Origin of the sequence: Sulfitobacter aestuariivivens, from assembly GCF_014763045.1 — a bacterium.
Lineage (GTDB): Bacteria > Pseudomonadota > Alphaproteobacteria > Rhodobacterales > Rhodobacteraceae > Sulfitobacter > Sulfitobacter aestuariivivens.
The window spans coordinates 1,557,272-1,577,473 of record NZ_JACTAG010000001.1 but is presented as its reverse complement, the minus strand read 5'-3'; the positions used below and the strand labels follow the sequence as shown (position 1 = coordinate 1,577,473).

At 57.6% G+C, this 20,202-nt stretch carries 21 protein-coding genes and 1 tRNA gene; 11 read left to right on the top strand and 11 right to left on the bottom strand.

Annotated elements, in window-relative coordinates; all coding sequences use genetic code 11:
* Window positions 1-135: 135 nt before the first annotated feature.
* Window positions 136-1,743 carry a SulP family inorganic anion transporter gene (locus H9Q16_RS07755; protein ID WP_191075201.1) on the top strand — a complete coding sequence of 536 codons (1,608 nt, stop codon included), beginning with the start codon at window positions 136-138 and terminating at the stop codon, window positions 1,741-1,743.
* Window positions 1,743-2,339 (top strand): LysE family translocator, encoded by a 597-nt coding sequence (locus tag H9Q16_RS07750; protein ID WP_191074743.1) that lies wholly within the window; start codon window positions 1,743-1,745, stop codon window positions 2,337-2,339. The genes H9Q16_RS07755 and H9Q16_RS07750 overlap by 1 nt, the downstream gene beginning before the upstream one ends.
* An 86-nt stretch (window positions 2,340-2,425) precedes the next feature.
* Here H9Q16_RS07750 and H9Q16_RS07745 read toward each other — a convergent pair whose 3' ends face one another.
* Window positions 2,426-2,938, bottom strand: coding sequence for a P-loop NTPase family protein (locus H9Q16_RS07745; protein WP_191074742.1), 513 nt, complete (start codon window positions 2,936-2,938; stop codon window positions 2,426-2,428).
* A 397-nt stretch (window positions 2,939-3,335) separates the two neighbouring features.
* On the opposite strand from H9Q16_RS07745, the gene H9Q16_RS07740 reads away from it, so the two are divergent.
* Window positions 3,336-4,106, top strand: coding sequence for an SDR family NAD(P)-dependent oxidoreductase (locus tag H9Q16_RS07740; protein ID WP_216859310.1), 771 nt, complete (start codon window positions 3,336-3,338; stop codon window positions 4,104-4,106).
* A gap of 43 nt (window positions 4,107-4,149) precedes the next feature.
* Here the strand turns inward: H9Q16_RS07740 and H9Q16_RS07735 are convergent, their stop codons facing one another.
* Window positions 4,150-5,946: an adenylate/guanylate cyclase domain-containing protein gene (locus H9Q16_RS07735; protein ID WP_191074740.1), complete on the bottom strand. Its 1,797-nt coding sequence runs from the start codon at window positions 5,944-5,946 to the stop codon at window positions 4,150-4,152.
* A gap of 245 nt (window positions 5,947-6,191) precedes the next feature.
* Window positions 6,192-6,275 (bottom strand) — tRNA-Tyr (locus tag H9Q16_RS07730).
* 106 nt (window positions 6,276-6,381) lie between these two features.
* Between H9Q16_RS07730 and rlmB the strand changes: the two genes are divergently transcribed.
* Window positions 6,382-7,158, top strand: coding sequence for a 23S rRNA (guanosine(2251)-2'-O)-methyltransferase RlmB (gene rlmB / locus H9Q16_RS07725; RefSeq protein WP_191074739.1), 777 nt, complete (start codon window positions 6,382-6,384; stop codon window positions 7,156-7,158).
* A 135-nt stretch (window positions 7,159-7,293) separates the two neighbouring features.
* Window positions 7,294-7,494 (top strand): hypothetical protein, encoded by a 201-nt coding sequence (locus H9Q16_RS07720; RefSeq protein ID WP_246455541.1) that lies wholly within the window; start codon window positions 7,294-7,296, stop codon window positions 7,492-7,494.
* A gap of 339 nt (window positions 7,495-7,833) precedes the next feature.
* On the opposite strand, the gene H9Q16_RS07715 is transcribed toward H9Q16_RS07720, so the two are convergent.
* From H9Q16_RS07715 to hisA, 3 genes are read right to left on the bottom strand one after another with little or no spacing between them, the layout of a single operon-like run.
* The gene (locus H9Q16_RS07715; protein ID WP_191074738.1) at window positions 7,834-8,139 is read right to left on the bottom strand and encodes a phosphoribosyl-ATP diphosphatase; all 306 of its coding nucleotides are present in this window, start codon (window positions 8,137-8,139) and stop codon (window positions 7,834-7,836) included.
* Entirely contained in the window at window positions 8,136-8,897 is a 762-nt protein-coding gene (gene hisF / locus H9Q16_RS07710; RefSeq protein WP_191074737.1) for an imidazole glycerol phosphate synthase subunit HisF, read from the bottom strand. The genes H9Q16_RS07715 and hisF overlap by 4 nt, the downstream gene beginning before the upstream one ends.
* A 53-nt stretch (window positions 8,898-8,950) precedes the next feature.
* The gene (gene hisA, locus H9Q16_RS07705) at window positions 8,951-9,670 is read right to left on the bottom strand and encodes a 1-(5-phosphoribosyl)-5-[(5-phosphoribosylamino)methylideneamino]imidazole-4-carboxamide isomerase (protein WP_191074736.1); all 720 of its coding nucleotides are present in this window, start codon (window positions 9,668-9,670) and stop codon (window positions 8,951-8,953) included.
* A 138-nt stretch (window positions 9,671-9,808) separates the two neighbouring features.
* On the opposite strand from hisA, the gene H9Q16_RS07700 reads away from it, so the two are divergent.
* Window positions 9,809-10,198 carry a DUF2147 domain-containing protein gene (locus H9Q16_RS07700; protein ID WP_191074735.1) on the top strand — a complete coding sequence of 130 codons (390 nt, stop codon included), beginning with the start codon at window positions 9,809-9,811 and terminating at the stop codon, window positions 10,196-10,198.
* A gap of 243 nt (window positions 10,199-10,441) precedes the next feature.
* Window positions 10,442-10,852, top strand: coding sequence for a DUF2147 domain-containing protein (locus H9Q16_RS07695; protein ID WP_191074734.1), 411 nt, complete (start codon window positions 10,442-10,444; stop codon window positions 10,850-10,852).
* Here the strand turns inward: H9Q16_RS07695 and hisH are convergent.
* The gene (hisH, locus tag H9Q16_RS07690) at window positions 10,849-11,487 is read right to left on the bottom strand and encodes an imidazole glycerol phosphate synthase subunit HisH (RefSeq protein ID WP_191074733.1); all 639 of its coding nucleotides are present in this window, start codon (window positions 11,485-11,487) and stop codon (window positions 10,849-10,851) included. The two genes, H9Q16_RS07695 and hisH, sit on opposite strands and share 4 nt — an antisense overlap.
* A gap of 5 nt (window positions 11,488-11,492) precedes the next feature.
* The gene (hisB, locus tag H9Q16_RS07685; RefSeq protein WP_191074732.1) at window positions 11,493-12,080 is read right to left on the bottom strand and encodes an imidazoleglycerol-phosphate dehydratase HisB; all 588 of its coding nucleotides are present in this window, start codon (window positions 12,078-12,080) and stop codon (window positions 11,493-11,495) included.
* A gap of 128 nt (window positions 12,081-12,208) precedes the next feature.
* Here hisB and H9Q16_RS07680 point away from each other — a divergent pair, with 128 nt between their 5' ends.
* Complete coding sequence (locus H9Q16_RS07680) at window positions 12,209-12,448, top strand: Lrp/AsnC ligand binding domain-containing protein (protein WP_191074731.1); 240 nt, start codon at window positions 12,209-12,211, stop codon at window positions 12,446-12,448.
* Window positions 12,449-12,451: 3 nt separating this feature from the next.
* Window positions 12,452-12,790, top strand: a complete 339-nt coding sequence (locus H9Q16_RS07675) for a hypothetical protein (protein WP_191074730.1) — start codon at window positions 12,452-12,454, stop codon at window positions 12,788-12,790.
* On the opposite strand, the gene H9Q16_RS07670 is transcribed toward H9Q16_RS07675, so the two are convergent.
* The 3 genes from H9Q16_RS07670 to H9Q16_RS07660 form a co-directional block, all read right to left on the bottom strand.
* Window positions 12,787-14,787 (bottom strand): calcium-binding protein, encoded by a 2,001-nt coding sequence (locus H9Q16_RS07670; protein WP_191074729.1) that lies wholly within the window; start codon window positions 14,785-14,787, stop codon window positions 12,787-12,789. The two genes, H9Q16_RS07675 and H9Q16_RS07670, sit on opposite strands and share 4 nt — an antisense overlap.
* Window positions 14,788-14,978: 191 nt before the next feature.
* Window positions 14,979-16,409, bottom strand: a complete 1,431-nt coding sequence (locus H9Q16_RS07665) for a calcium-binding protein (RefSeq protein ID WP_191074728.1) — start codon at window positions 16,407-16,409, stop codon at window positions 14,979-14,981.
* A 91-nt stretch (window positions 16,410-16,500) separates the two neighbouring features.
* Window positions 16,501-18,441 carry a calcium-binding protein gene (locus H9Q16_RS07660; RefSeq protein WP_191074727.1) on the bottom strand — a complete coding sequence of 647 codons (1,941 nt, stop codon included), beginning with the start codon at window positions 18,439-18,441 and terminating at the stop codon, window positions 16,501-16,503.
* A gap of 393 nt (window positions 18,442-18,834) precedes the next feature.
* On the opposite strand from H9Q16_RS07660, the gene H9Q16_RS07655 reads away from it, so the two are divergent.
* Entirely contained in the window at window positions 18,835-19,671 is an 837-nt protein-coding gene (locus tag H9Q16_RS07655; protein ID WP_191074726.1) for a hypothetical protein, read from the top strand.
* Window positions 19,672-19,673: 2 nt separating this feature from the next.
* Window positions 19,674-20,024 carry a helix-turn-helix domain-containing protein gene (locus H9Q16_RS07650; RefSeq protein WP_191074725.1) on the top strand — a complete coding sequence of 117 codons (351 nt, stop codon included), beginning with the start codon at window positions 19,674-19,676 and terminating at the stop codon, window positions 20,022-20,024.
* The last annotated feature ends 178 nt before the right edge of the window (window positions 20,025-20,202 follow it).

Sequence of the window (20,202 nt, the reverse complement as noted above, 5' to 3'; positions counted from 1 at the left end):
GGGCTGAACACTGCTTTCCATCCTACGGAAAACCCTCTAGGACGCCCAGCACCGGACCCCTCCCAAAGGATATCCCCCTTGCGCGCCACGCTGCACAATTTCGCCAAGAACCTGAATGTGACCGATTTGCGCTGGATGCCGGAGGATGGCTTTACCGTCGGCCGCCTGCGGATTGAACTGCTGTCTGGCCTTACTGTCGCACTTGCGCTGGTGCCCGAGGCGGTGGCGTTTGCCTTTGTTGCAGGCGTGCACCCGCTTGTGGGGCTTTATGCCGCATTTCTGGTCGGGTTGATAACGGCGCTGATCGGCGGACGGCCGGGTATGATTTCGGGCGCGACGGGGGCTTTGGCCGTCGTGATGGTTGCGCTTGTAGCGCAGCACGGTGTTGAATATCTCTTTGCGACCGTTGTTCTGATGGGTCTTTTGCAGGTATTTGCGGGTGTCATGCAGTGGGGCAAGTTTATCCGGTTGGTGCCGCATCCGGTCATGCTGGGGTTTGTCAACGGGCTTGCGATCGTGATCTTTCTGGCTCAGATGAGCCAGTTCAAAGTCCCCGGAACGATGGAAAACACCGGGCATGGCATGGGCGGCGGCGAATGGCTATCCGGTCAGCCGCTCTTTTTAATGCTGACACTGGTGGGGGCCACGATGGCGATCATCTGGGTCATGCCGCGCATCACACGGATCATTCCGGCGCCTTTGGCAGGTATCGGGATTGTGGCGGCAGTGGTCATCTTTACTGGTATGGATGTGCCGCGGGTGGGTGATCTGGCCTCTATCGAGGGCGGCTTTCCGATGTTTCACAACCCCTTCGGTGAAGGGACTGGCCTTTACGGGACCGCCCTTGCGCCCTTCACCCTTGAAACGCTTTACATCATCGCACCTTACGCTGTGATCCTTGCCGCGATCGGCCTGATCGAAAGTCTGCTGACGCTTAACCTTGTGGGCGACATGACCAATACGCGGGGCGGGGCCAGTCAGGAGTGTATCGCACAGGGCATGGCCAACACCGTCACCGGATTTTTTGGCGGGATGGGCGGTTGCGCCATGATCGGACAGTCCATGATCAATGTGAAATCAGGGGGCCGCACGCGGGTGGCAGGGATCGCGGCGGCGGTGTTTCTGCTGCTCTTTATTCTTGTCGGTGCGCCCTTGATCGAACAGATCCCGCTGGCAGCCCTTGTGGGCGTGATGTTCATGGTGGTGATCGGGACGTTTGCGTGGAATTCGCTGACCATCCTGCGCAAGGTGCCGCTGACGGATGCCTTTGTGATCCTTCTGGTGACCGTCGTGACCGTGATGGAGGACCTCGCGGTGGCGGTGGTTGTTGGCGTGATCGTCTCGGCACTGGCCTATGCGTGGAACAATGCGCGCCGCATTCACGCCACCACACGGCAATCCCACACCGAAGCCGGGGCCAGGGTTTATGAAATCCACGGGCCGCTTTTCTTTGGCTCATCAGATGGATTCTCAGAGCTTTTCGATGTCGAGAATGACCCCGACAAGGTGATCATCGACTTCAACGACAGCCGTGTCGTGGACCAATCCGCCCTGCAGGCCATCGAAGCCATTGCAGGCAAGTACGAGGACGCGGGCAAAGCCGTAATGCTGCGTCATCTCAGCCGGGACTGTCATGCGCTGCTGAACAGGGCAGGGCACCTGATGATCGACAGCGACGATGACCCGGACTATGGTCTGGCGGTCGACTATTCGGTCCGTACCGGAGTGCTGGGCGGCCACTGATGGTCACCTTTGCGCTGGCAGTCTTTTTTCTGATTGTGACCCCGGGCCCCGGGGTTCTGTCGCTGGCGGGTGTCGGGTCGGGATTCGGCGCAGGGCCTGGACGCCGGTATTTGCTGGGCCTCTTTCTGGGTAACAATCTGGTACTTTTCGCTGTCGTAACGGGTGCTGCGGCGCTGATCCTTGCAGACCCGCGTATTCGCACCCTGCTGATGGCGGCATCGACCGCCTACCTGCTTTACCTCGCAGCGCGGATCGCTTTTGCCGGTGCCCGGATTGCCTTTATTGAACGGGCCACCCCGCCAGGCGTGCGCGGCGGCATTCTGTTGCAGGTGATCAACCCCAAGGCATATGCGGTGAACACAGCGGTGGTTTCCGGCTTTAACTTTCTGCCGGGTAACGTCCCGGTCGAGGTCATGCTCAAGGTGCTGGTCCTTAACGTGATATGGCTGCCTATTCATTTCGGCTGGCTTTGGGCGGGATTGCGTCTGCGCGAACTGGCGTTGGCCCCGAGCACCCAGCGGCGGGTCAACATGGCGATGGCCACTGCCATGCTGGTGGTCGTCGGTTTGGCCGTCTGGACGCAATTGCGACCCTGATAAGAAGGTCCCTGAGAAGGGACCCAGGTGTGCCAAGCGAGAGAGGTTCACTTTCAACTACTTTGGTTCAGTCCAGACCCCGCCAATTAGCCAGACTCAATGAAGGCGTCTAGGTCATCTGGTGATGTCAAGCGAACGACGCACTTGCCAAGGGCCTCATGCGTGTCACAGAGATTGCGAAGGATCGGCATCCATTCCCGATCCACGTCCCAGATGATTTCGAACAAACGACCTGTAGGCGGCATCTGCTGTCCACCCCCCGGGGGATGTTGAAGGGTGCCGTTTGCCCAAGCCATTTGCCGCTCTGCCGCGCGCCAGAAGTGAACCCAAAGCGGAAAATCTATCAAGATCAATTCGGTCGCACGATCAACGCGCATTTGAACGGATGCCAGGTCCCCGCCGCCGTCGATGATCCACTCAGGTCTTTCAATAGCGGCACCATGACGCTGTTCGTAGATGTCTGATGGCACCGTGGTCCAGTCTGGCATCCAGTAGATTTTATCTATCTCGATGTGCGGTAGATTACGGGTTTTAGCGAGGTGCCTTGCCAGCGTGGATTTCCCACCAGCCGTGTTTCCCAAAATTGCAATCCGCGACATTGGCCTGGCCTAAGTATCCTATTCGTTTCGATCACACGACACACCGAATGGGCACCATTGTCGAGACATGTCTGGCGCCCATCAGCCCATTGCTGCGAGTTGGTTGATTGGCAGAAGTGTGAAGGGCGCTTCCGATCGGATCACTGCTTGGCGGTTGCAGCGGACGGCGCAAAAGGTGCAGCGCGGGCCTTATCCGCAGGCTCAAAAAGCGCCGCCATCCGTGAACTGAGCGGTCAAATCAATCCAACTATTGGTTGAAAATGGGGATCTTGTTCGGAGCTGCCTCATTGTGTTCTGCGATGCTGCGCACTTGACTTTGATCCAAACCGCTGGAGTCAATTTAATGGGCTACCATGCCCAGCTCAGGCCTGAGACACAGAATAGATTGGATAAGCAGATGCGTCGTTTTGAAGATAAAGTTGTATTAATCACCGGGGCCGCCAGTGGAATTGGTCTGGCGACTGCAATGGAATTTGCGTCCGAGGGTGCCATCGTGGTGGCCACGGACATCAACAAGACGGGGCTGGAGGATGCGTTGTCGGACGATCTTGGAGAAGGGCTGAAGATCGAGACGCACAGGCAAGACACGACTGACGCCTCAGGTTGGACAACACTTGTTCAGGATATCGTTTCGCGCCATGGACGGTTGGATGTTTTGTTCAACAACGCGGGCGGCGGTGATTTTGTCGTGATTGACGAAACCACCGAGCAACAGCTGCGAAGCGTGATTGCCGTCAATCTTGAAGGGGTGTTTTTTGGCATGCAGGCCGCAATCCGTGCCATGCAGGAAAATGGCGGTGCGATCATCAATAACTCGTCCATCGCGGCAATGGTCGGTGAACCGTATCTGGCAGCCTACGCCGCGACAAAGGGGGGTGTGCGATCATCAACCAAGGCTGCGGCGGTTGATTGCGCCCGGCGCGGGTGGCCCATTCGCATCAATTCGATCCACGCAGGATATACAGAAACACCGCTTGTCGGTCGCGCGCTTGAAAGCCTTGGCGACAAGGCTGAGGAATTCGTTGCGGCTGGGGTCGCTAGAATACCGATGGGCCGGTTGGCACAACCACGCGAAATCGCGCGTGCGGTGCTGTTTCTGGCCAGTGACGATGCCTCATACATGACGGGTGCGGAACTGGTTGTGGATGGCGGATACATTGCCGGATAGGTCCACTGCCGCTGCAAACGGCAGTGGACCGGTCCCGCCAGTCTCAACAGTGCAGTCTTACGAATTCGACGGGCTTTTCAAATCCGGACAAACTGGCTTTGTCCCATTTGGTGTCGTACTGCGCAATTTTCGTCCGCAAATCTGAACGGGCCAAATCTGCAGACAAAACGATCTCTTTGCCGGCAGCTTTTGATTGAAGGCGCGCGGCCATGTTGATGGTGCCTCCAAAGAAATCCAGCCCTTGTTCTGAACGCATGGCAACGCACGTCCCCTCGTGTATGCCTATCTTGAGGCTAAGTGCGGGGCGGTCATCGCGTGCATTGAATTCACCGATCTCATTTTGAATATCGAGCGCTGCATTCAGCGCGGCTTCGCTGTCGGAAAATGCGGCCATGACCGCATCACCTATGGTTTTGACAATGATACCGCCATGCCTGCGCACACGCGTCTCAACAAAATCGAAATGCTCAACAACCAGTGCGTATGCCGACGCATCACCGATGGATTCGTATAGGGACGTGGATTTTTCAAGGTCGGAAAACAGGATCGCGACCTGACCAATCCCTGCCGTCTGCTTTGCGCCAAGCAACTGATCGGGACAGAAATCCCGGAACGCGGGCACGGTGGCAAGCCTGCCGATCGTGAGCCGGTTCCGGCTGAAATTGGCATTTTCCACCACGATCGTCCGCGGATCCGTTCCGACATTGCGGACCGATATCAAGCGGCCGGACCGTGCCGGATCGCTTTGAACGGCCTCGCCGTTCAATGTGACACCAACCCAGGATCGGCCATCATAATCTGCAATGATCTCGCTACCGGCCTCCACGGTTCGAATGCGGTATTGCCCTTGAGGTACATCCAATTCTTTGTCGACGACCTGGCCTGGCGGGATGACTTCTTGCCATTTGATGTGGGGCACATTCGCCGGGGCCATCATGCAGAAACTTCCGCTTGGCAATGCCCGGAGCCACGCAGATGGGCTGAAGACCAGCTCCACATTGTTCACGAAATCCCGGTCGAAATCTACGTTGCAGGATGTGCAATGCGCACCGCTTGGAACGTCAGCGAGGTTTTCCGTGTCGGCCTTTCCGTCACGGCATCTGGGGCAGATGATGGCCCATCGCATGCTGAGCACACCCGCCTTGTGCGCGGCAATGCAGAGTTCGATCATATGCTGTTCGGGCACGGCCCAAGCACCTGCCAGTTTCAGGGGGCGAATGCGGCGCAGAGAATGTGGATCGGCTTTCAACAAAAAATTGCTGAGAGGCTCTGTCAGCCCCTGACCGAACGGACCTTTCTCGATCTCCTTCATCGCCTGCGCCAACCGCTGCTTGGCGCGCCCCGACACCGTATGCAGTTCGCTCCGGGGGACGGGCAGTCTCAGGTTCTCGTATTCCGCCATTGTCTTGCGCATGGCGATCACAGGTTGCCGTGTCATCCAATGAAGAACACCGAGCCGGGCAAGGGCAGACCCAAGCAAACCGCTCCACTTTGCAAAGAAGAGCGCTTTGATGGTCGTTTTCCCATCACTTTCGTCAAAATATGCATGCACTGTCAGTTCCTGGAACGGACCGCTTTCGAACAGGCGGGCTTGGCTGAAATACTCATGCACGGCCCATTCACCCATCCGCTCGCGCCATCGCAGCTTGAAGGGGCCAATCGACTTGACTGCTGCGCGTTCGATTGAGCCGTCCGCGGTGACGACATCTTCGGCTTCATAAGGAGAGAACCCGGCGCTGCTGATCACATGCATGCGCTGAGAGTCAGACAAAAGCGTCCAAACCTCTTCGACCGGGCGGTCGAATGTTAACTCATGCGCGATCTCGAGCGTTTTTTCCATTCTCTCTCCGGGTCGCGATAAGCCAAAGCCTAACGGTCGACGCATCGGTCCATCGGAAAAGACTTTTGCGGAGAAAGTGCCAGTCACCGCGCTTTGAAGCAAGCATTCGCTGTAAAAGTCAAAGGGCATGTGACACAGGGCCGAGGCCAATTGTGAAATCTTGGGCGACCTTCAGGCCCGTACCCAACGAAAAGGAAAGCTGTCAAAAAAGCCGGCCGAGTGTCGATGGTTATAGGGAGATGGGATGGTGGGCGACCCTGGAATCGAACCAGGCGTGCGTCTCCGCGAGGGAGTTACAGTCCCCTGCCACACCTTGCGGCCTGTCGCCCACTTCGGCGCTGATTAAACGTGGGGGTTTGGGGCGTCAACCACAAAAGCAAGGTGCCTTGGCTTGCTGCGAGGATGTCAGTACACGGGACCGACAGGAGGCGTTGCATGAAAAAACCAAAGTGGGTTGTCGCCAAGGAGCAGGGCAAGAAGGCGGACGCGCGCGAGACGCTGTGGCTGTTTGGGTTGCACGCGGTGCGCGACGCCTTGATGAACCCGCGACGTGAGAAAATTACGTTGCAGGTGACCCCCAATGCGCACGCCAAACTGGACGCGGCAATTGAGGTCTCGGGGCTTTCGCCGCAGATCATCGATCCCCGCAAGTTCAAGCCGCCGATTGATCAGGGTTCAGTTCATCAGGGTGCTGTTCTCGAGGTCAAACCGCTCAACTGGGGGCGGCTTGAAGATGTGTGTATCGGAGAGGATGCGCCGCGCGTGGTCCTGCTGGACAGGGTAACGGATCCGCATAACGTGGGGGCGATCCTGCGGTCTGCCGAGGTTCTGGGCGCATCGGCTGTTATAGGCACCCGTCATCATTCCGCGCCGGAAACCGGCGCCCTGGCCAAAACTGCGAGCGGGGCGTTGGAGCGTCAGCCGTATTTGCGGGTGCGCAACCTGGCCGATGCGATCCGTAGTCTGCAGGATATGGGCTATCTGGTGTTGGGGTTGGACGGGGAGGCAGGGCAGACAGTAGAGGCTGCCGTGGCAGACAAGGAAGATCGCGCCGTCGCTCTGGTGCTGGGGGCCGAAGGGCCGGGATTGCGCGAAAAGACCCGTGATACCGTTGATGCGCTGGTACGGATTGACGCGGCGGGCAAATTTGGGTCGCTCAACGTCTCAAATGCCGCTGCAATCGCCCTATATGCCAGTAAGAACCACGTTTGAACGGAGGCCGTCATCGCATTTCCGACTAAAATCGCGACCTGCTGTCATTGTGGCAGCAAGGCTGCGCTGCGCCTGAATTCGGGGCGCCAGGAACTGGCCTGCGCCAGTTGCGGGGCACCTTTGCGTAACCTCAAGATGTTGCCGTCACAAAAGCCGGATACCAGGCCCGCAGTCACCCATCAGCCGAAAGTGCGACACTACGCTGCAAAGCCCCGCAAACCGGTAGATCAACAGAAGAAGTATCGCAAGAAATCCAAGCGCAGAGGCTGGTTTTCCAAGCGTTTCAAGGACATGGCGGAAGATATCTTTGATGTCGTTGAAGATATCTTTGACTGACCTGAGCAATTTTCCGCGCATAGTTAACGTCTTGTTCACAAGATTGGGACTATGACTGGTTTTGCGCGGGAGGATACCTACCTCATGAATATGACGCCGGGGCCGGAACCCTCGACGATCACCTTACTGTCCCTCGTTCCGTACCTTTGCGCCCCCGGCATCGTTCGTGGGGCGCTTTTTTCTTGTGCGGATGGCGGGCAGGCGGCGGTCAGACCGAAGCCCCGCGCTGACGCAGAAAGGTATGATTCCGGATGAGCGGGCAGGCCCGCATTCGGTCTATTCTTAATGGGGGCTTTGCCCCCAAACCCCCAAGGTATTTGCAAAAAGGATGAAAGGGGACTAGCGGGTCGCTTTTTCCTCGAGGCCGGACTGGTGTTGACGGTTGGCAAGCTCGGTAAGTACGTCCGAAAGGGGGATATCGCGCGCGGCGAGCATCACCAAAAGATGATAGAGGACATCGGCGGCCTCGGATGTCAGGGCGGGTTTGTTGTCCTTGATGGCCTCGATGATGGCCTCGATGGCTTCTTCACCAAACTTTTCTGCGCATTTTTCGGGGCCTTTGGCGAGCAGCTGAGCAGTCCAGCTGCTATCTGGGTCTGCGTTCTTGCGGGTAAGGATCGTCGTGTAGAGATCATCAAGTGTCATGTCAGCCTCATTGGTATGCCGGCGGCCGCCATATGGTGTTTGGCCTGCGCTATGGTGAATTCACCAAAATGAAAGATTGAGGCGGCAAGCACCGCAGAGGCATGCCCTTTTGTAATGCCCTCGACGAGGTGATCCAATGTGCCGACACCACCAGACGCGATGACCGGCACGCTGACCGCATCGGAGATCGCCCGGGTGAGGGGCAGGTTGAAGCCTGTTTTCGTGCCGTCACGATCCATGGACGTGAGCAGGATTTCCCCTGCACCCTTTGCTGTCACGGTGCGGGCGAAGTCGACCGCATCGATGCCGGTGGGCTTGCGGCCCCCATGGGTGAAGATCTCCCATTTTCCGGGGGCCGTGGTCTTGGCGTCGATCGCGCAGACGATGCATTGGCTGCCGAACTGATCGGCAGCTTCTGACAGCACATCCGGATTGGCGACAGCAGCGGAGTTGAAGCTGACCTTGTCCGCGCCTGCCAGCAGGAGTGCCCGCACATCCTGTGCGGTGCGCACCCCGCCTCCGACAGTCAATGGGATATAGCAGTGCTCTGCCGTGCGGCGCACCAGATCGAACATGGTGCCGCGGTTCTCATGGGTGGCGTGAATGTCGAGAAAGCACAATTCGTCTGCACCTGCCGCGTCATAGGCGATGGCGGCATCCACAGGGTCGCCCGCATCGCGCAAGCCGACGAAATTCACACCTTTGACAACGCGGCCATCGGCCACATCAAGGCAGGGGATGATACGGGTTTTCAACATCGGGCCTCAGCGCCTCGTGTCAGGGTGGCATGCATATTTATGGAACATTGAAGTCACGGGGTGAGGGCAGCGAGCGCATCGGACAGGTCGATGGCGCCATCATAGAGCGCGCGACCTGATATTGCACCCGCGATGAGGCCTGTGTCGCGCAATGAGATCAAATCAGCCAATGAGGAAACCCCGCCCGATGCGATGATTGGTATTGAGACTGCGCGGGCGAGATCGGCGGTGGCGGCGATATTGGGCCCCTGCATTGCGCCGTCCCGCAGGATATCCGTGTAGATGATGGCTGCGACGCCGGCGTCTTCAAAGGATCTGGCGAGGTCCGTGGCGTCGATGCTTGTCTCCTCCGCCCAGCCCTTGGTTGCGACCTTGCCGTTGCGCGCGTCGATGCCCACAGCGATCTGGCCTGGGAAAACCTTGGCCGCCTCGCGGACCAGGGCAGGCTCTTCCACGGCGACCGTGCCCAGGATCACCCGCGCGAGGCCCTTATCAAGCCAGCGTTCGATGGTGGCCATGTCGCGAATGCCGCCACCAAGTTGTGCGGGTACGTTGCAGGATTTCAGGATCGCCTCAACCGGGGCCGCGTTGACAGGTTCGCCGGCGAAGGCACCGTTGAGATCTACCAGGTGCAGCCATTGGCACCCGGCGTCGACGAAGGTGCGGGCCTGGGCTGCGGGATCGTCGTTAAAGACTGTTGTCTGATCCATATCCCCGTGCACGAGACGCACGGCTTGTCCGTCCTTGAGGTCAATGGCGGGGTAGAGGATCATGGGCACGGCCTTTTGATGCGGGTCACGCGCGGTTATGCACGTTGCGTCACAAGATGCAACGCGACCCAAGGTCAGGGTTGCCTGACCACGGGGCAATCCCGCAGGTTAACGGCAACTGAAATTTCGGGAGGAACAATCATGAAGTCATTTTTTGCAACCACTTTGGCCGTTGTCGCTTTGGCGGGTACAGCCTATGCGGCCGATCCTGCAGAAGGGACGTGGAAGACACAGGTAGATGACGGGGCCTACGCTCACGTCAACATGAAGCCCTGTGGCGCGGCTGTCTGTGGCACAATTGCGCGCACGTTCAATGACACCGGTGAGTACCAGTCCGAGAACATCGGCAAGACACTGGTCATTGACATGGTACCGCAGGGTGGCGGCGCTTATGAAGGCAAGGTTTGGCGGCCGTCGAATAACAAGGTCTACATCGGGAAGATGACGGTGTCGGGCAATGTGCTCAAACTATCTGGGTGCGTAGCAGGCGGTTTGATCTGTTCAAAACAATCTTGGAGCCGGGTCAAGTAAGGGCGGATCATTCGCTTGCGTTGAAGAGAAGAGCGGGGCAGGGGGGCGATACCCCTGCGCCATTCGAAAAGACCCACGCTACATCCTGTGAGTTTCGTTTCACGCAAACGGGGCCGCTTGGGGGTGAGGGCCGACTGGGATATCCGCCGTTGAACTGGGCTACGGGGTTGCCCGGGCAGCGGGCGGTCGACTAGAGTGTCATTGCACAGCCACTCTGCCCATTCCTTTGTCCATCTGTTTGCAATGTCTCTGATCTATAGCCTTTTCGTCCTGATTTTCCTCGGCGCATTTGCGGGGCCAGCTTTGGCGCAATCTGACGACCAGACGGAAATTCCCCTGGGCCTTTGGGAGACAAAGCCAGATCGATCTGGGATCGTTTTTCACATCCGCACCAAGCGGTGCGGCAGGGCGTTGTGCGGGCGGGTGGAGCGCGTGAAGGACCGGCGGGGTTTTGACACGCCGTCCAATGCAGTCAGCAGCGAGGTTTTGCTGGGGTTGCGACCGCGACCTGATGGCAGCTTTGTAGGAGAAGTGCGCGGTACCGAAGGGCAACGCTATCCGGAGGCGTGGGTTACCTTGCAGGGGAACCTGCTGGTGGTGCGTGCCTGCGAAGCGGCCGACTGCGCCAAGGCAACGTGGAAACGTCTGCGTTAAGGACGCCAATTGAGAAAATTCGAAATCAGGCGCAGCCCGGTCGTCTGGCTTTTCTCGGGATGAAATTGCATGCCCAGCATCGTGTCGCGCCCGACGATGGCCGTGACCTCACCGCCATAATCCACGTGGGCCAGCCGCTGGGCAGGGGCGTCGACCTGCATGTGATAGGAATGAACAAAATACGTATGATCGCCCGTTGAGATGCCGTCAAAGACAGGGTGGGGGATGTCGATTACAAGGTCATTCCATCCCATATGCGGCACCTTCAGCGACGTGTTGGCAGGCGCGATTGCGCGCACTGCACCTTCGATCCAGCCAAGACCAGGCGTGTCTTGATATTCGTGGCCCATGCGGGCCATCAATTGCATGCCGACACAGATGCCAAGGAACGGGCGGCCTTTCTCAATCACAGCTTCGACCATGGCATCATGCAGGCCTGATGCACCCTTGAGTGCGGCCATGCAGGCCGGAAACGCGCCATCGCCCGGCAGCACGATCCGATCGGCCCGCGCGACTACGTCGGCGTCGGCGGTGACGATCACATCGCCGCTGTCGCCTTCTCGCGCCATGCGTTCAAAGGCCTTGTGCGCGGAATGCAGGTTGCCGGATTCGTAATCGATGATGGCGGTCAGCATTGGGTTCAGAGCGCGCCTTTTGTCGAGGGGATATCCTCGGCCTTGCGCGGGTCAACCTCCAGTGCGTCGCGCAGGGCACGCGCGACAGATTTGAATGTGGCCTCGACGATGTGGTGGCTGTTGAGCCCGTGCAGCATGTCGACGTGCAGCGTGATTCCGCCATGAGTGGCGAATGCCTGAAAAAACTCACGGACCAGTTCGGTATCGAAACTGCCGACCTTGGCTGTGGGCAGATCGACGTTCCATACCAGAAAGGGCCGCGCCGACAGATCCAGCGCGCAACGCACCAGCGCGTCGTCCATGGGCAGCAGGCACGCGCCATAGCGCCGGATGCCCCGCTTGTCGCCCATTGCTTTGGCCAGTGCCTGACCCAGCGTGATGCCGACATCCTCGACCGTGTGGTGATCGTCGATGTGCAGGTCGCCCTCGGCGCGGATATGCATGTCGATCAACGCATGGCGCGCCAGCTGATCCAGCATGTGATCAAAGAAGCCAACGCCGGTCTGATTGTCATAAGACCCCGACCCGTCAAGGTTAATCTTGACGGTGATGTCGGTTTCGGCAGTGCTGCGGGTCAGCGACGCTTGGCGCATGATGGTCTCCGTGGGGTGGTTCTGGCGCCCTTATAGCAGCACGCGCGCTTGCGCCAAGAGCACGCGTTCAGGGATTGCCGCGTTGCGGCGTCTGTGTCACCTTTCATGGATCAGCATAGCGAGGCCCCATGAGCACCTGCGTCTTTATCCAAATCCGCTGCAAACCCGGCTCCACCTACCGTGTGGCCGAAGAAATTGCGCTGCGCGAGATACATTCGGAGCTTTATTCGACCTCCGGTGATTATGATCTGCTGATGAAAGTCTATATTCCAAAGGAAGAGGACGTCGGCATCTACATCAACGACAGGCTTTTGGATATTGAAGGCATCGAACGATCGCTCACGACCATGACTTTCAAGGTTTTTTGAGGCATGGGCAAACTGTTCTCCCTCGCATTGTGCGGTTGGCTGGTTGCAGGGTGCGCGCAGGCGCAGCGTACCTTTGAAGGCGAAGAAGCGGCAGCGCTGCGGTGTGCCAACACCCTGGCACTGACAGCTGTGGCATTGCGACGGTCGGACCTGATTGGGGAAGAGGAAAAGGAGGTCATGCTGGGCGTGACACTGCTGATCCTTGAGCGCCATGTCAGCGGTACCTGGGCCCAAAAGAAAAAGGCGCTGGCTGTCGTGCGTGATCGGCGCAGCATTGACGCCACGATAGAAGATTACCAGCGCAACGCTGCCAGGTGTCTTGAGCAGTTCCCAATCAATTAAAAGACGAAATCAAACGCGTCGAGATCGCCGATGGTCACGTTCAGCAGCGTGATCGTGTTGCCGCCACCTGCGTTGATGAAAACGCCTGAGCCAAGCGTGCTCATGTGGTTGGCGACCAGATCGGCGAAGTTCACGATTGAACCGACCCGGCTAAGATCAATCCGCTCAAAGTCATTGGTCGCGGCAAAATCGGTGATCGTGTCGCGGCCAAAGCCGCCTCCGAAATCGGCAAAGACGAAACGATCGGCGTTGAAATTGCCTGCCAGCACGTCGTTGCCGACATCGCCAAATAGCGTATCAAAGCCTGCACCGCCATAGAGGGAGTCGTCGCCTTCGCCGCCCCAAATCGTGTCATTGCCAATGCCGCCGAAGAGACGGTCATTGCCTGCTTGTCCGATCAGCGTGTCATCGCCCGCTTCGCCAAATACCGCGTCATCGTTGTTGCCGCCAAAGCCAAAGTCGTTGCCGTCCCCCCCAAAGAGCCTGTCATTGCCATTGCCGCCCAGCAGCGTGTCGACGCCGGCATCGCCGTAAAGGTTGTCGGCCTGTCCGCCACCATCCAGGCGGTCGTTGCCAGCACCACCGGACAGCATGTCAAAACCCAGCTCGCCATAAAGCTGATCGTTGCCGCCTTGGCCGAAAAGCGCATCGTTCCCGGTTCCACCCGCCAGAGCGTCATTGCCTGAGCCCCCCGATATGCGGTCATCACCTGCGCCGCCGATGACCGTATCGCTGTCGTCCCCGCCGTCCAGCGTGTCCGCCCCATTGCCCGCGGTCATGAAGTCATTGCCGTCATTTCCAAAGGCGCGGTTGTCACCATTACCGGTGCGGATGGTGTCGTTGCCTGCGCCACCGGTCATGGCGTCATACCCCGCACTGCCAAAAAGCCGGTCATCGCCCGCACCACCGTCTATTGTGGCAGAACCCGCGGTACTGGCGATGGCATCGTTGCCGTCGCCACCATAAAGATCGTTAAAGTCTGCGCCGCCGATGACAGTGTCGTTGCCCGCGTCACCGTAAAGGATGTCGTACTGCCCGGTGCCGCCGACCATAAAGTCGTTTCCGGCGCCGCCTTCCATACTGTCGTCCCCGGCCTGGCCACGCAGCGTGTCGTCTCCGTCGCCGCCATAGAGGCTGTCGTCATCATCGCCTCCGAGCAGGCGATCATGCCCCGCGTCCCCGAAAAGCTCATCCGCGCCCGCATTCCCGGCCAACGCGTCATTTCCAGTGCCTGCATAGATGCTGTCGCCGCCATCGCCACCGATCAGGGTGTCATTTTCGCCATTCCCGAAAATCGCATCGGCCCCGTTGCCACCCATGGCAAAATCCGCGCCATCACCGCCAAAAAGGAAATCATTGCCGTCAAAACCGCGCAGCAGGTCATTGCCGTCTCCACCTGACAGTGTCTCGCTGCCTGCGCTGCCGTTGACAGTATCGTTGCCACCGCCGCCGTTCATATTGAACAATGTGTCTCCGGCAAAGATCACGTCATTGCCATTGCCCGCCAGCAGGTAGTTGATGTTATTGGTGACAGCCAGCGGCACCCCACCAAAGGCGCTGATAACGCCGGATTGCATGTTGAAAATAAGGCCCGTGGTCAGGTTCTCGAAAAACAGAGAGTTTCGGGCAATCCCACCACTGCCGCCGCCACCGCCGTCAAAAACCTCACCGCCCTGCAGGCTGGTCGCCTCAAAATAGAAATTGTCCTGCCTATCGCCGCCGAAGAACGCGTAGACCTCCGTAGAAGTGGGGTTGGTATAGAAGGTGTTGTTACCATCACCTGCAAAAAAGACCTCGATGTTGCGGATGGTGACATTGATGGCACCCAGAAAATTCGTAATGACCATCGATTCGGTGCGCAAATCGAAGACGAAGTCGTCCGGATTTCCGGTGTAAATGAGTGTATCCCGACCGGCCAGGCCATCAAAAACGAGCCCGGAGGTGGTGGTGATGGGTGTATAAGTGTCGTTTCCCGGGGTGCCTGGATAGTCGGTCATCAAATGTCCTTCATTTCAAAAATCTGTGCGCCGCAGGATCGCGGTGAGCGGCCCCGGCGCAGTTCCTATAAATAATTGGGAAGTATGCCCAAACTATGCGGGACTGGCAAACCCGACACGGGTCCGAAACGTGAGGTTGCGGGCCGAGGGGGCTAAGCCACAATTCCAGCTTGGCCCGTCACACTGGCGGATCAGAACACGAAATCAAATGCATCCAGATCGCCCATATCTACGTTCAGCAGCGTGATCGTGTTGCCGCCACCTGCGTCAATCACCACGTTCGCGCCTGTCTGCGTCGTGTGATTGGAAAGGAGATCGAAAAGGTTCACGATCGTGGTCACGCGGCTGAGATCAATCCGCTCAAAGTCATTGGTCGCGGCAAAATCAGTGATCGTGTCTTGCCCAAACCCGCCACCAAAGTCTGCAAAGACAAACCGGTCAGCGTTGAAATTGCCCGCCATCACATCGTTGCCTGTGCTGCCGATCAGCGTATCAAAGCCTGCACCGCCCAGAAGGCGGTCGTTGTCCGTGCCGCCATCCAGCCGGTCATTACCCACGCCGCCGAACAGCCTGTCTGCGCCTGACTGGCCATAAAGGAGGTCATTTCCTGTCTCACCAAAAAGCGCGTCGCCTTCCGTGCCGCCATAAAGCAGATCGTTGTTGTCCCCGCCTTCCAGCCTGTCGAAACCTGCCCCTCCAAGCAGCGTGTCAACGCCCGCATCCCCAAAAAGGTTGTCGGCCTGCAGGCCACCTTCCAGCCGATCCTGGCCAAACCCGCCGAAAAGGCGATCGAACCCGTCTTCGCCAATCAGCCAGTCATTGCCGTTCCCGCCCCAAAGCGTGTCGTTGCCGGCGTTACCGGCCAGCACGTCATTGCCGTCCTCGCCTGCCAGATCGTCGTTTCCGACACCACCGCGCAGTGTGTCGGCACCTTGTCCGCCGTACAGAAAGTCTGCACCAGCGCCGCCCAAGACCACGTCATTGCCCGACGCGCCACGTACGGTATCGTCGCCACTGTCCCCGCGCAGCAGATCCTGATCCGGTCCACCGGAGACAAAATCGTCGCCCGCGCCACCGGCAATCGTGTCATTGCCGCTTGCCCCGTAGAACTCCTCGTTCCTGGAGCTGCCGCCGATAACGTCATCACCTGCGCCTGCAAACACGCTTTCAAATCCCAGCACTGTCGCGACTGGCCCTCCGAAAGCGGTTTGGAAACTCCCTGTTTGCAGGTTCAGCCGCATATCCGCGACATACTCTGCAAACCAGAAGGTGTCGAAACCGACGCCCCCGGCAAAGACATCCCCGGTTTGCAGGCCCGCAATGCCCGGCTGGATCAAGTCGTCGCCGCCACCGCCATTCAGTGTGACCGACAAGGCCGTGTTGCTGTCCCTTATCACGTCGTTGCCGGTACCAGCGAGAATCGCCTCAAAACCAAAGATTTGTGCCTGTTCGTTACTGGCTTGTTCGAAGACAAAGTTGTTGGCGAGGTCGTAGTTGTAGCTTCCGGTGGTGCTCCGCGCATCCAATGTGTCAATGCCCGCACCCCCGACATAGCTGTCAAACGGATCGACGCCTGTAAAGATGAAGAGGTCGTTACCCAAAGTGCCGGGAAAGTCCGTCATATGAACTCCTCAGGGTGCGGAAGAGCAGGTTGGTTGCACAAATCGACAACCAGACGCCTGTTTGAGTGCAAGTTCAAAGCTCTTACTTGGATCAGAAGACGAAATCAGATGCGCCAAGGTCGTTGATGTCCACGTTCAGAAGCGTGATCGTGTTGCCGCCGCCCGCGTTGATGAAGACATTCAATCCAACCTGATTCATGTGGTTGGCAACGAGATCCTGCAGATTGACGATAGAAGCCACGCGGCTCAGATCGATGCGCTCAAAATCATTCGTTGCTGCAAAGTCTGTGATCGTGTCCTGTCCGAACCCGCCCCCGAAATCGGCAAAAACAAAGCGATCGGCGTTGAAATTACCTGCAAGAACATCATTGCCGGTCCCACCCAAGAGCGTGTCAAAGCCCGCGCCCCCGAACAGGCTGTCGTTGCCGACACTTCCGTCGAGCGTGTCGTTCCCAATGCCGCCGAACAATCGGTCGTTGCCCTGCTGGCCAAAGAGGCGGTCATTGCCCGCCTCGCCAAACAGCGCATCGCCTTCGGTGCCGCCATAGAGGAAATCGGTCTCGGACCCGCCGAAGAGCCGGTCGAAACCGGAGCCACCCAACAGTGTGTCCACACCTGCCTGACCATAAAGGTTATCGGCCTGCGCACCGCCTTCCAGTCTGTCGTTGCCAATACCCCCTTCAAGCGAGTCGAATCCCGCGCCCCCAAAGAGGCGATCATTACCTGAGTTACCATCAAGCGTGTCGTTCCCGTCGTTGCCTGCAAGGCCGTCGTTGTCGTCACCACCCCTAATTTGGTCGGCACCATCGCCGCCAACGAGCGTATCGTCGCCATCGCCTCCGGTGAGCGTGTCATTGCCATCCTGACCCGTGGCAAAATCGTTGCCGCTGTTTCCGGAAAGGGAATCGTTGCCATCGCCGCCGCGCAAGATGTCCCGGTCATCTCCGCCAAAGAGGGAGTCATTACCTTCATTGCCGACCAACGTATCGTTGCCGGCGCGACCGGACATGCGATCATCATTGGCAGTGCCACCAATGATATCGTTGCCCGAGCCCGCGCGCGCATCCTCGATTCCAGTCGCGCTGCCCCCGCCAGTGCCGTTGCCAAAGAGGAATGTCCCCGTCAGCATATTGAAACGGACATTGGCGGTGAAACTACCGAAATCTAACCTGTCCGATCCGCCACCGCCCGCATAGGTGTCCCCGTTGATCAACCCATCGGCACGCGCATAAATCGTATCATTTCCAAGATTGCCCATCATCGAATAGGATGCGCTGGCGACGTCTCCGGCGTACAGCCTGTCGTTACCTGTGCCTGCCGTAACCTGCTCGATACTCTCAAGCGACATGATTGAGATTGAATCAGCCCGAAAAAATTCGCCTGTCAGAAGGTTAGCGGTATAATCGTCTGTGAATAGCGTGAAATCGAACAGGTCCGTGCCAGTGCCGCCGTCATAGTGTTCGGACCCGGTGAAGCTGGTTGTCGTAGCCAACGTGTCATCGCCAAGGCCCCCGTGCAGTGTTGCGTTAACGCCTACCGCGTCGCGCAGGAAGTCGTCCCCGCTGCCGGCACGGACCTCTTCGATGCCGGAGACCGTGGCCATAAAGCTGCCGGTTGAAAATTCGCCGGTATTCAGATCGACGACGAAATTGGTGCTCAGATTCAGAAAGTCGAGGGCATCCGTGCCCGAACCGCCGTGAAACTCGTCTCCGTTCAGGATACCCGCAGAGCCGGGGCCGACTGTGTCGTCGCCATTGCCGCCGTTCAGGTTGTAGGGAGCGGTTCCGGAACCGCCGATCATAATATCGTTGCCGTTGCCGCCGATGGCTTCTTCAAAACTCAGAAACGTGTGGGGGCGTGTGCCATCTGTCAGGCTGAGGAGGTTATTTTCGAAATCGAACAGATAGTTCAAGTTGAGACCCGTACCATCGATAGTGTCCCGACCAAGGTTGCCGTCGATTGTACCGGGAACGATGCTCAAGCCCGGGAAGTCGTAGAGATTGTTAAAAATGGTTCCGGTATAGGTGGTCATGATACTGATCCTTTTAATGAAAATTCGGCAAAAGTCCTGGCAGTCGAAGCTTGCAAGCAGCAAAAATGGCAACTTCTTCCGCAGTAGCTTAACAGATTGCTGTTTTTAGACAAAGTTTCGTCCAAGTGGGGGATGTATCCGGCGGCAGTTTGCCGGTTTGGCCGGCCCGTGGACCATCAGGCTTGCCCCCCAACAGAAAAGACCGCCAAATTGGCGGCCCTTATCAGTCACGAAAGTGAAAATTGGAGCGGGCGAGGCGATCAATAGAATATTGTATTTCAATAACTTAAGTTTCTCTATCTGACGCGTACAACATTCGTACAACAATCCGCATTTACTAGGCGGAACATCGCCGGAAATTTCGGCTCTACAAATATGCTAAACTACCTGCATATGACGACCGACTTTTTGGGCCACCAAAGACCAGACCCGCTGCATGCACCAGCACCGCAGGTGCACACTGCTGAGGATACCGAGCAAAACAACGATTTGCAGGAGGATACAGCGGCACATGATGACGTGCAGGTGCATGCCGCTTCCCTACCGGAAGACTACACGATCTCGGTTGAACAGGTACGTGAGCATTTCCGATCTAAGGGTTTTTCGAAGTCCAAAGACACTGTTCAAAGGTGGTGCCGAACGGGAGATTTGGATTGCCAGAAGCGCGGCGTGCTCGGGCGATATTTCACGACGGAAACTTCCCTTCTGTCTCTTGAGCAAAAACTTGTGCCCGACATGATTGCGGAAAATTCCAAACCACAATTTTCTGGGCAGCCCGAGATGCAGCCGGATGCCGCTGCATCTGAAGCGACGCGCAGCATGATGCCGGTGCATGCCGAAGTAGACGAACCTGCACGCAGCGACATGCAGGAGAATGCAGTTTCCGAAAAACCAGAACATGCAGCTGCACGCACCGAGGTGCCGCAGCAGGGACGTGCTGTGCCGCTGAATGTAGGCGAAGAGCTGGCCAAGTTAACAGCTGAGAACCTCGGGTTGCGTGAGCAACTGACCGAGGCAAAAGAGAACAACCAGTTTTTGCGCGAAGAGATTGTCTCAGCACGTGGACAGCGTGGCGACGTTGTAACAATCGCGGAACGGATGCTCGGCACGCTGGAGACAATTGCCATCGGCGGACGGCTTGAACGTCCCAGAGGGCAGGGAAGTGCGGCGGATCAATCCCCCCAATCTGTGCGCTTTGAGGAGGAACAACCGGAGGTGCATAATGTATAATCATGGCAATGAAAATGAAATCCATTGGGGACGTGATCCAGGAGAAGAACATCGTCATCACCGGAGGTGATGCCTTTTCAGCGTCGGGTTTTACGCAGGTGCCAAATGCCATTCTCAAAACACCAAAGCTGACCTCTCACGCAAAACTCACCTATGCGATGTTGTTGTCATATGCTTGGCAGAACGATCATTGTTTTCCCGGGCAGGAACGGCTTGCAAAAGATTTGGGCGCAGGAAAGCGCAGTGTCGTGCGGTACATCGACGAGCTGCAAACCAAGGGCTACATCAAAGTGAAAAAACGTGGGCTCGGAAAACCGAACCTCTACGAGATACGTGTGGATAAAGTGCAGTAAGGCATTTCCTGAAGTGCCAAATTGGCACCTCTGGAAGTGCCAATATTTCCTCTCAAGAAGTGCCAATTTGGCACCCTAAGAATACCCATAGAAGAAGACTAAGAAAATAATACTCAGTAAGAGATTTAAAAATCTTTTCATGGGGATAACGGACATCGGCGATTGCCTCAAAGCCATG

Coding starts and splice junctions, on each gene's coding strand:
- H9Q16_RS07750 (WP_191074743.1), top strand. CDS start 1,743: ATGGTCACCTTTGCGCTGGCAGTCTTTTTTCTGATTGTGACCCCGGGC.
- H9Q16_RS07745 (WP_191074742.1), bottom strand. CDS start 2,938: ATGTCGCGGATTGCAATTTTGGGAAACACGGCTGGTGGGAAATCCACG.
- H9Q16_RS07675 (WP_191074730.1), top strand. CDS start 12,452: ATGGGCAAACTGTTCTCCCTCGCATTGTGCGGTTGGCTGGTTGCAGGG.
- H9Q16_RS07695 (WP_191074734.1), top strand. CDS start 10,442: ATGTCTCTGATCTATAGCCTTTTCGTCCTGATTTTCCTCGGCGCATTT.
- H9Q16_RS07735 (WP_191074740.1), bottom strand. CDS start 5,946: ATGGAAAAAACGCTCGAGATCGCGCATGAGTTAACATTCGACCGCCCG.
- hisF (WP_191074737.1), bottom strand. CDS start 8,897: ATGTTGAAAACCCGTATCATCCCCTGCCTTGATGTGGCCGATGGCCGC.
- H9Q16_RS07720 (WP_246455541.1), top strand. CDS start 7,294: ATGTTGCCGTCACAAAAGCCGGATACCAGGCCCGCAGTCACCCATCAG.
- H9Q16_RS07755 (WP_191075201.1), top strand. CDS start 136: ATGCCGGAGGATGGCTTTACCGTCGGCCGCCTGCGGATTGAACTGCTG.
- H9Q16_RS07655 (WP_191074726.1), top strand. CDS start 18,835: ATGACGACCGACTTTTTGGGCCACCAAAGACCAGACCCGCTGCATGCA.
- hisB (WP_191074732.1), bottom strand. CDS start 12,080: ATGCGCCAAGCGTCGCTGACCCGCAGCACTGCCGAAACCGACATCACC.
- H9Q16_RS07740 (WP_216859310.1), top strand. CDS start 3,336: ATGCGTCGTTTTGAAGATAAAGTTGTATTAATCACCGGGGCCGCCAGT.
- H9Q16_RS07715 (WP_191074738.1), bottom strand. CDS start 8,139: ATGACACTTGATGATCTCTACACGACGATCCTTACCCGCAAGAACGCA.
- H9Q16_RS07665 (WP_191074728.1), bottom strand. CDS start 16,409: ATGACGGACTTTCCCGGCACTTTGGGTAACGACCTCTTCATCTTTACA.
- H9Q16_RS07680 (WP_191074731.1), top strand. CDS start 12,209: ATGAGCACCTGCGTCTTTATCCAAATCCGCTGCAAACCCGGCTCCACC.
- hisH (WP_191074733.1), bottom strand. CDS start 11,487: ATGCTGACCGCCATCATCGATTACGAATCCGGCAACCTGCATTCCGCG.
- H9Q16_RS07660 (WP_191074727.1), bottom strand. CDS start 18,441: ATGACCACCTATACCGGAACCATTTTTAACAATCTCTACGACTTCCCG.
- rlmB (WP_191074739.1), top strand. CDS start 6,382: ATGAAAAAACCAAAGTGGGTTGTCGCCAAGGAGCAGGGCAAGAAGGCG.
- hisA (WP_191074736.1), bottom strand. CDS start 9,670: ATGATCCTCTACCCCGCCATTGACCTCAAGGACGGACAAGCCGTGCGT.
- H9Q16_RS07700 (WP_191074735.1), top strand. CDS start 9,809: ATGAAGTCATTTTTTGCAACCACTTTGGCCGTTGTCGCTTTGGCGGGT.
- H9Q16_RS07670 (WP_191074729.1), bottom strand. CDS start 14,787: ATGACCGACTATCCAGGCACCCCGGGAAACGACACTTATACACCCATC.
- H9Q16_RS07650 (WP_191074725.1), top strand. CDS start 19,674: ATGGCAATGAAAATGAAATCCATTGGGGACGTGATCCAGGAGAAGAAC.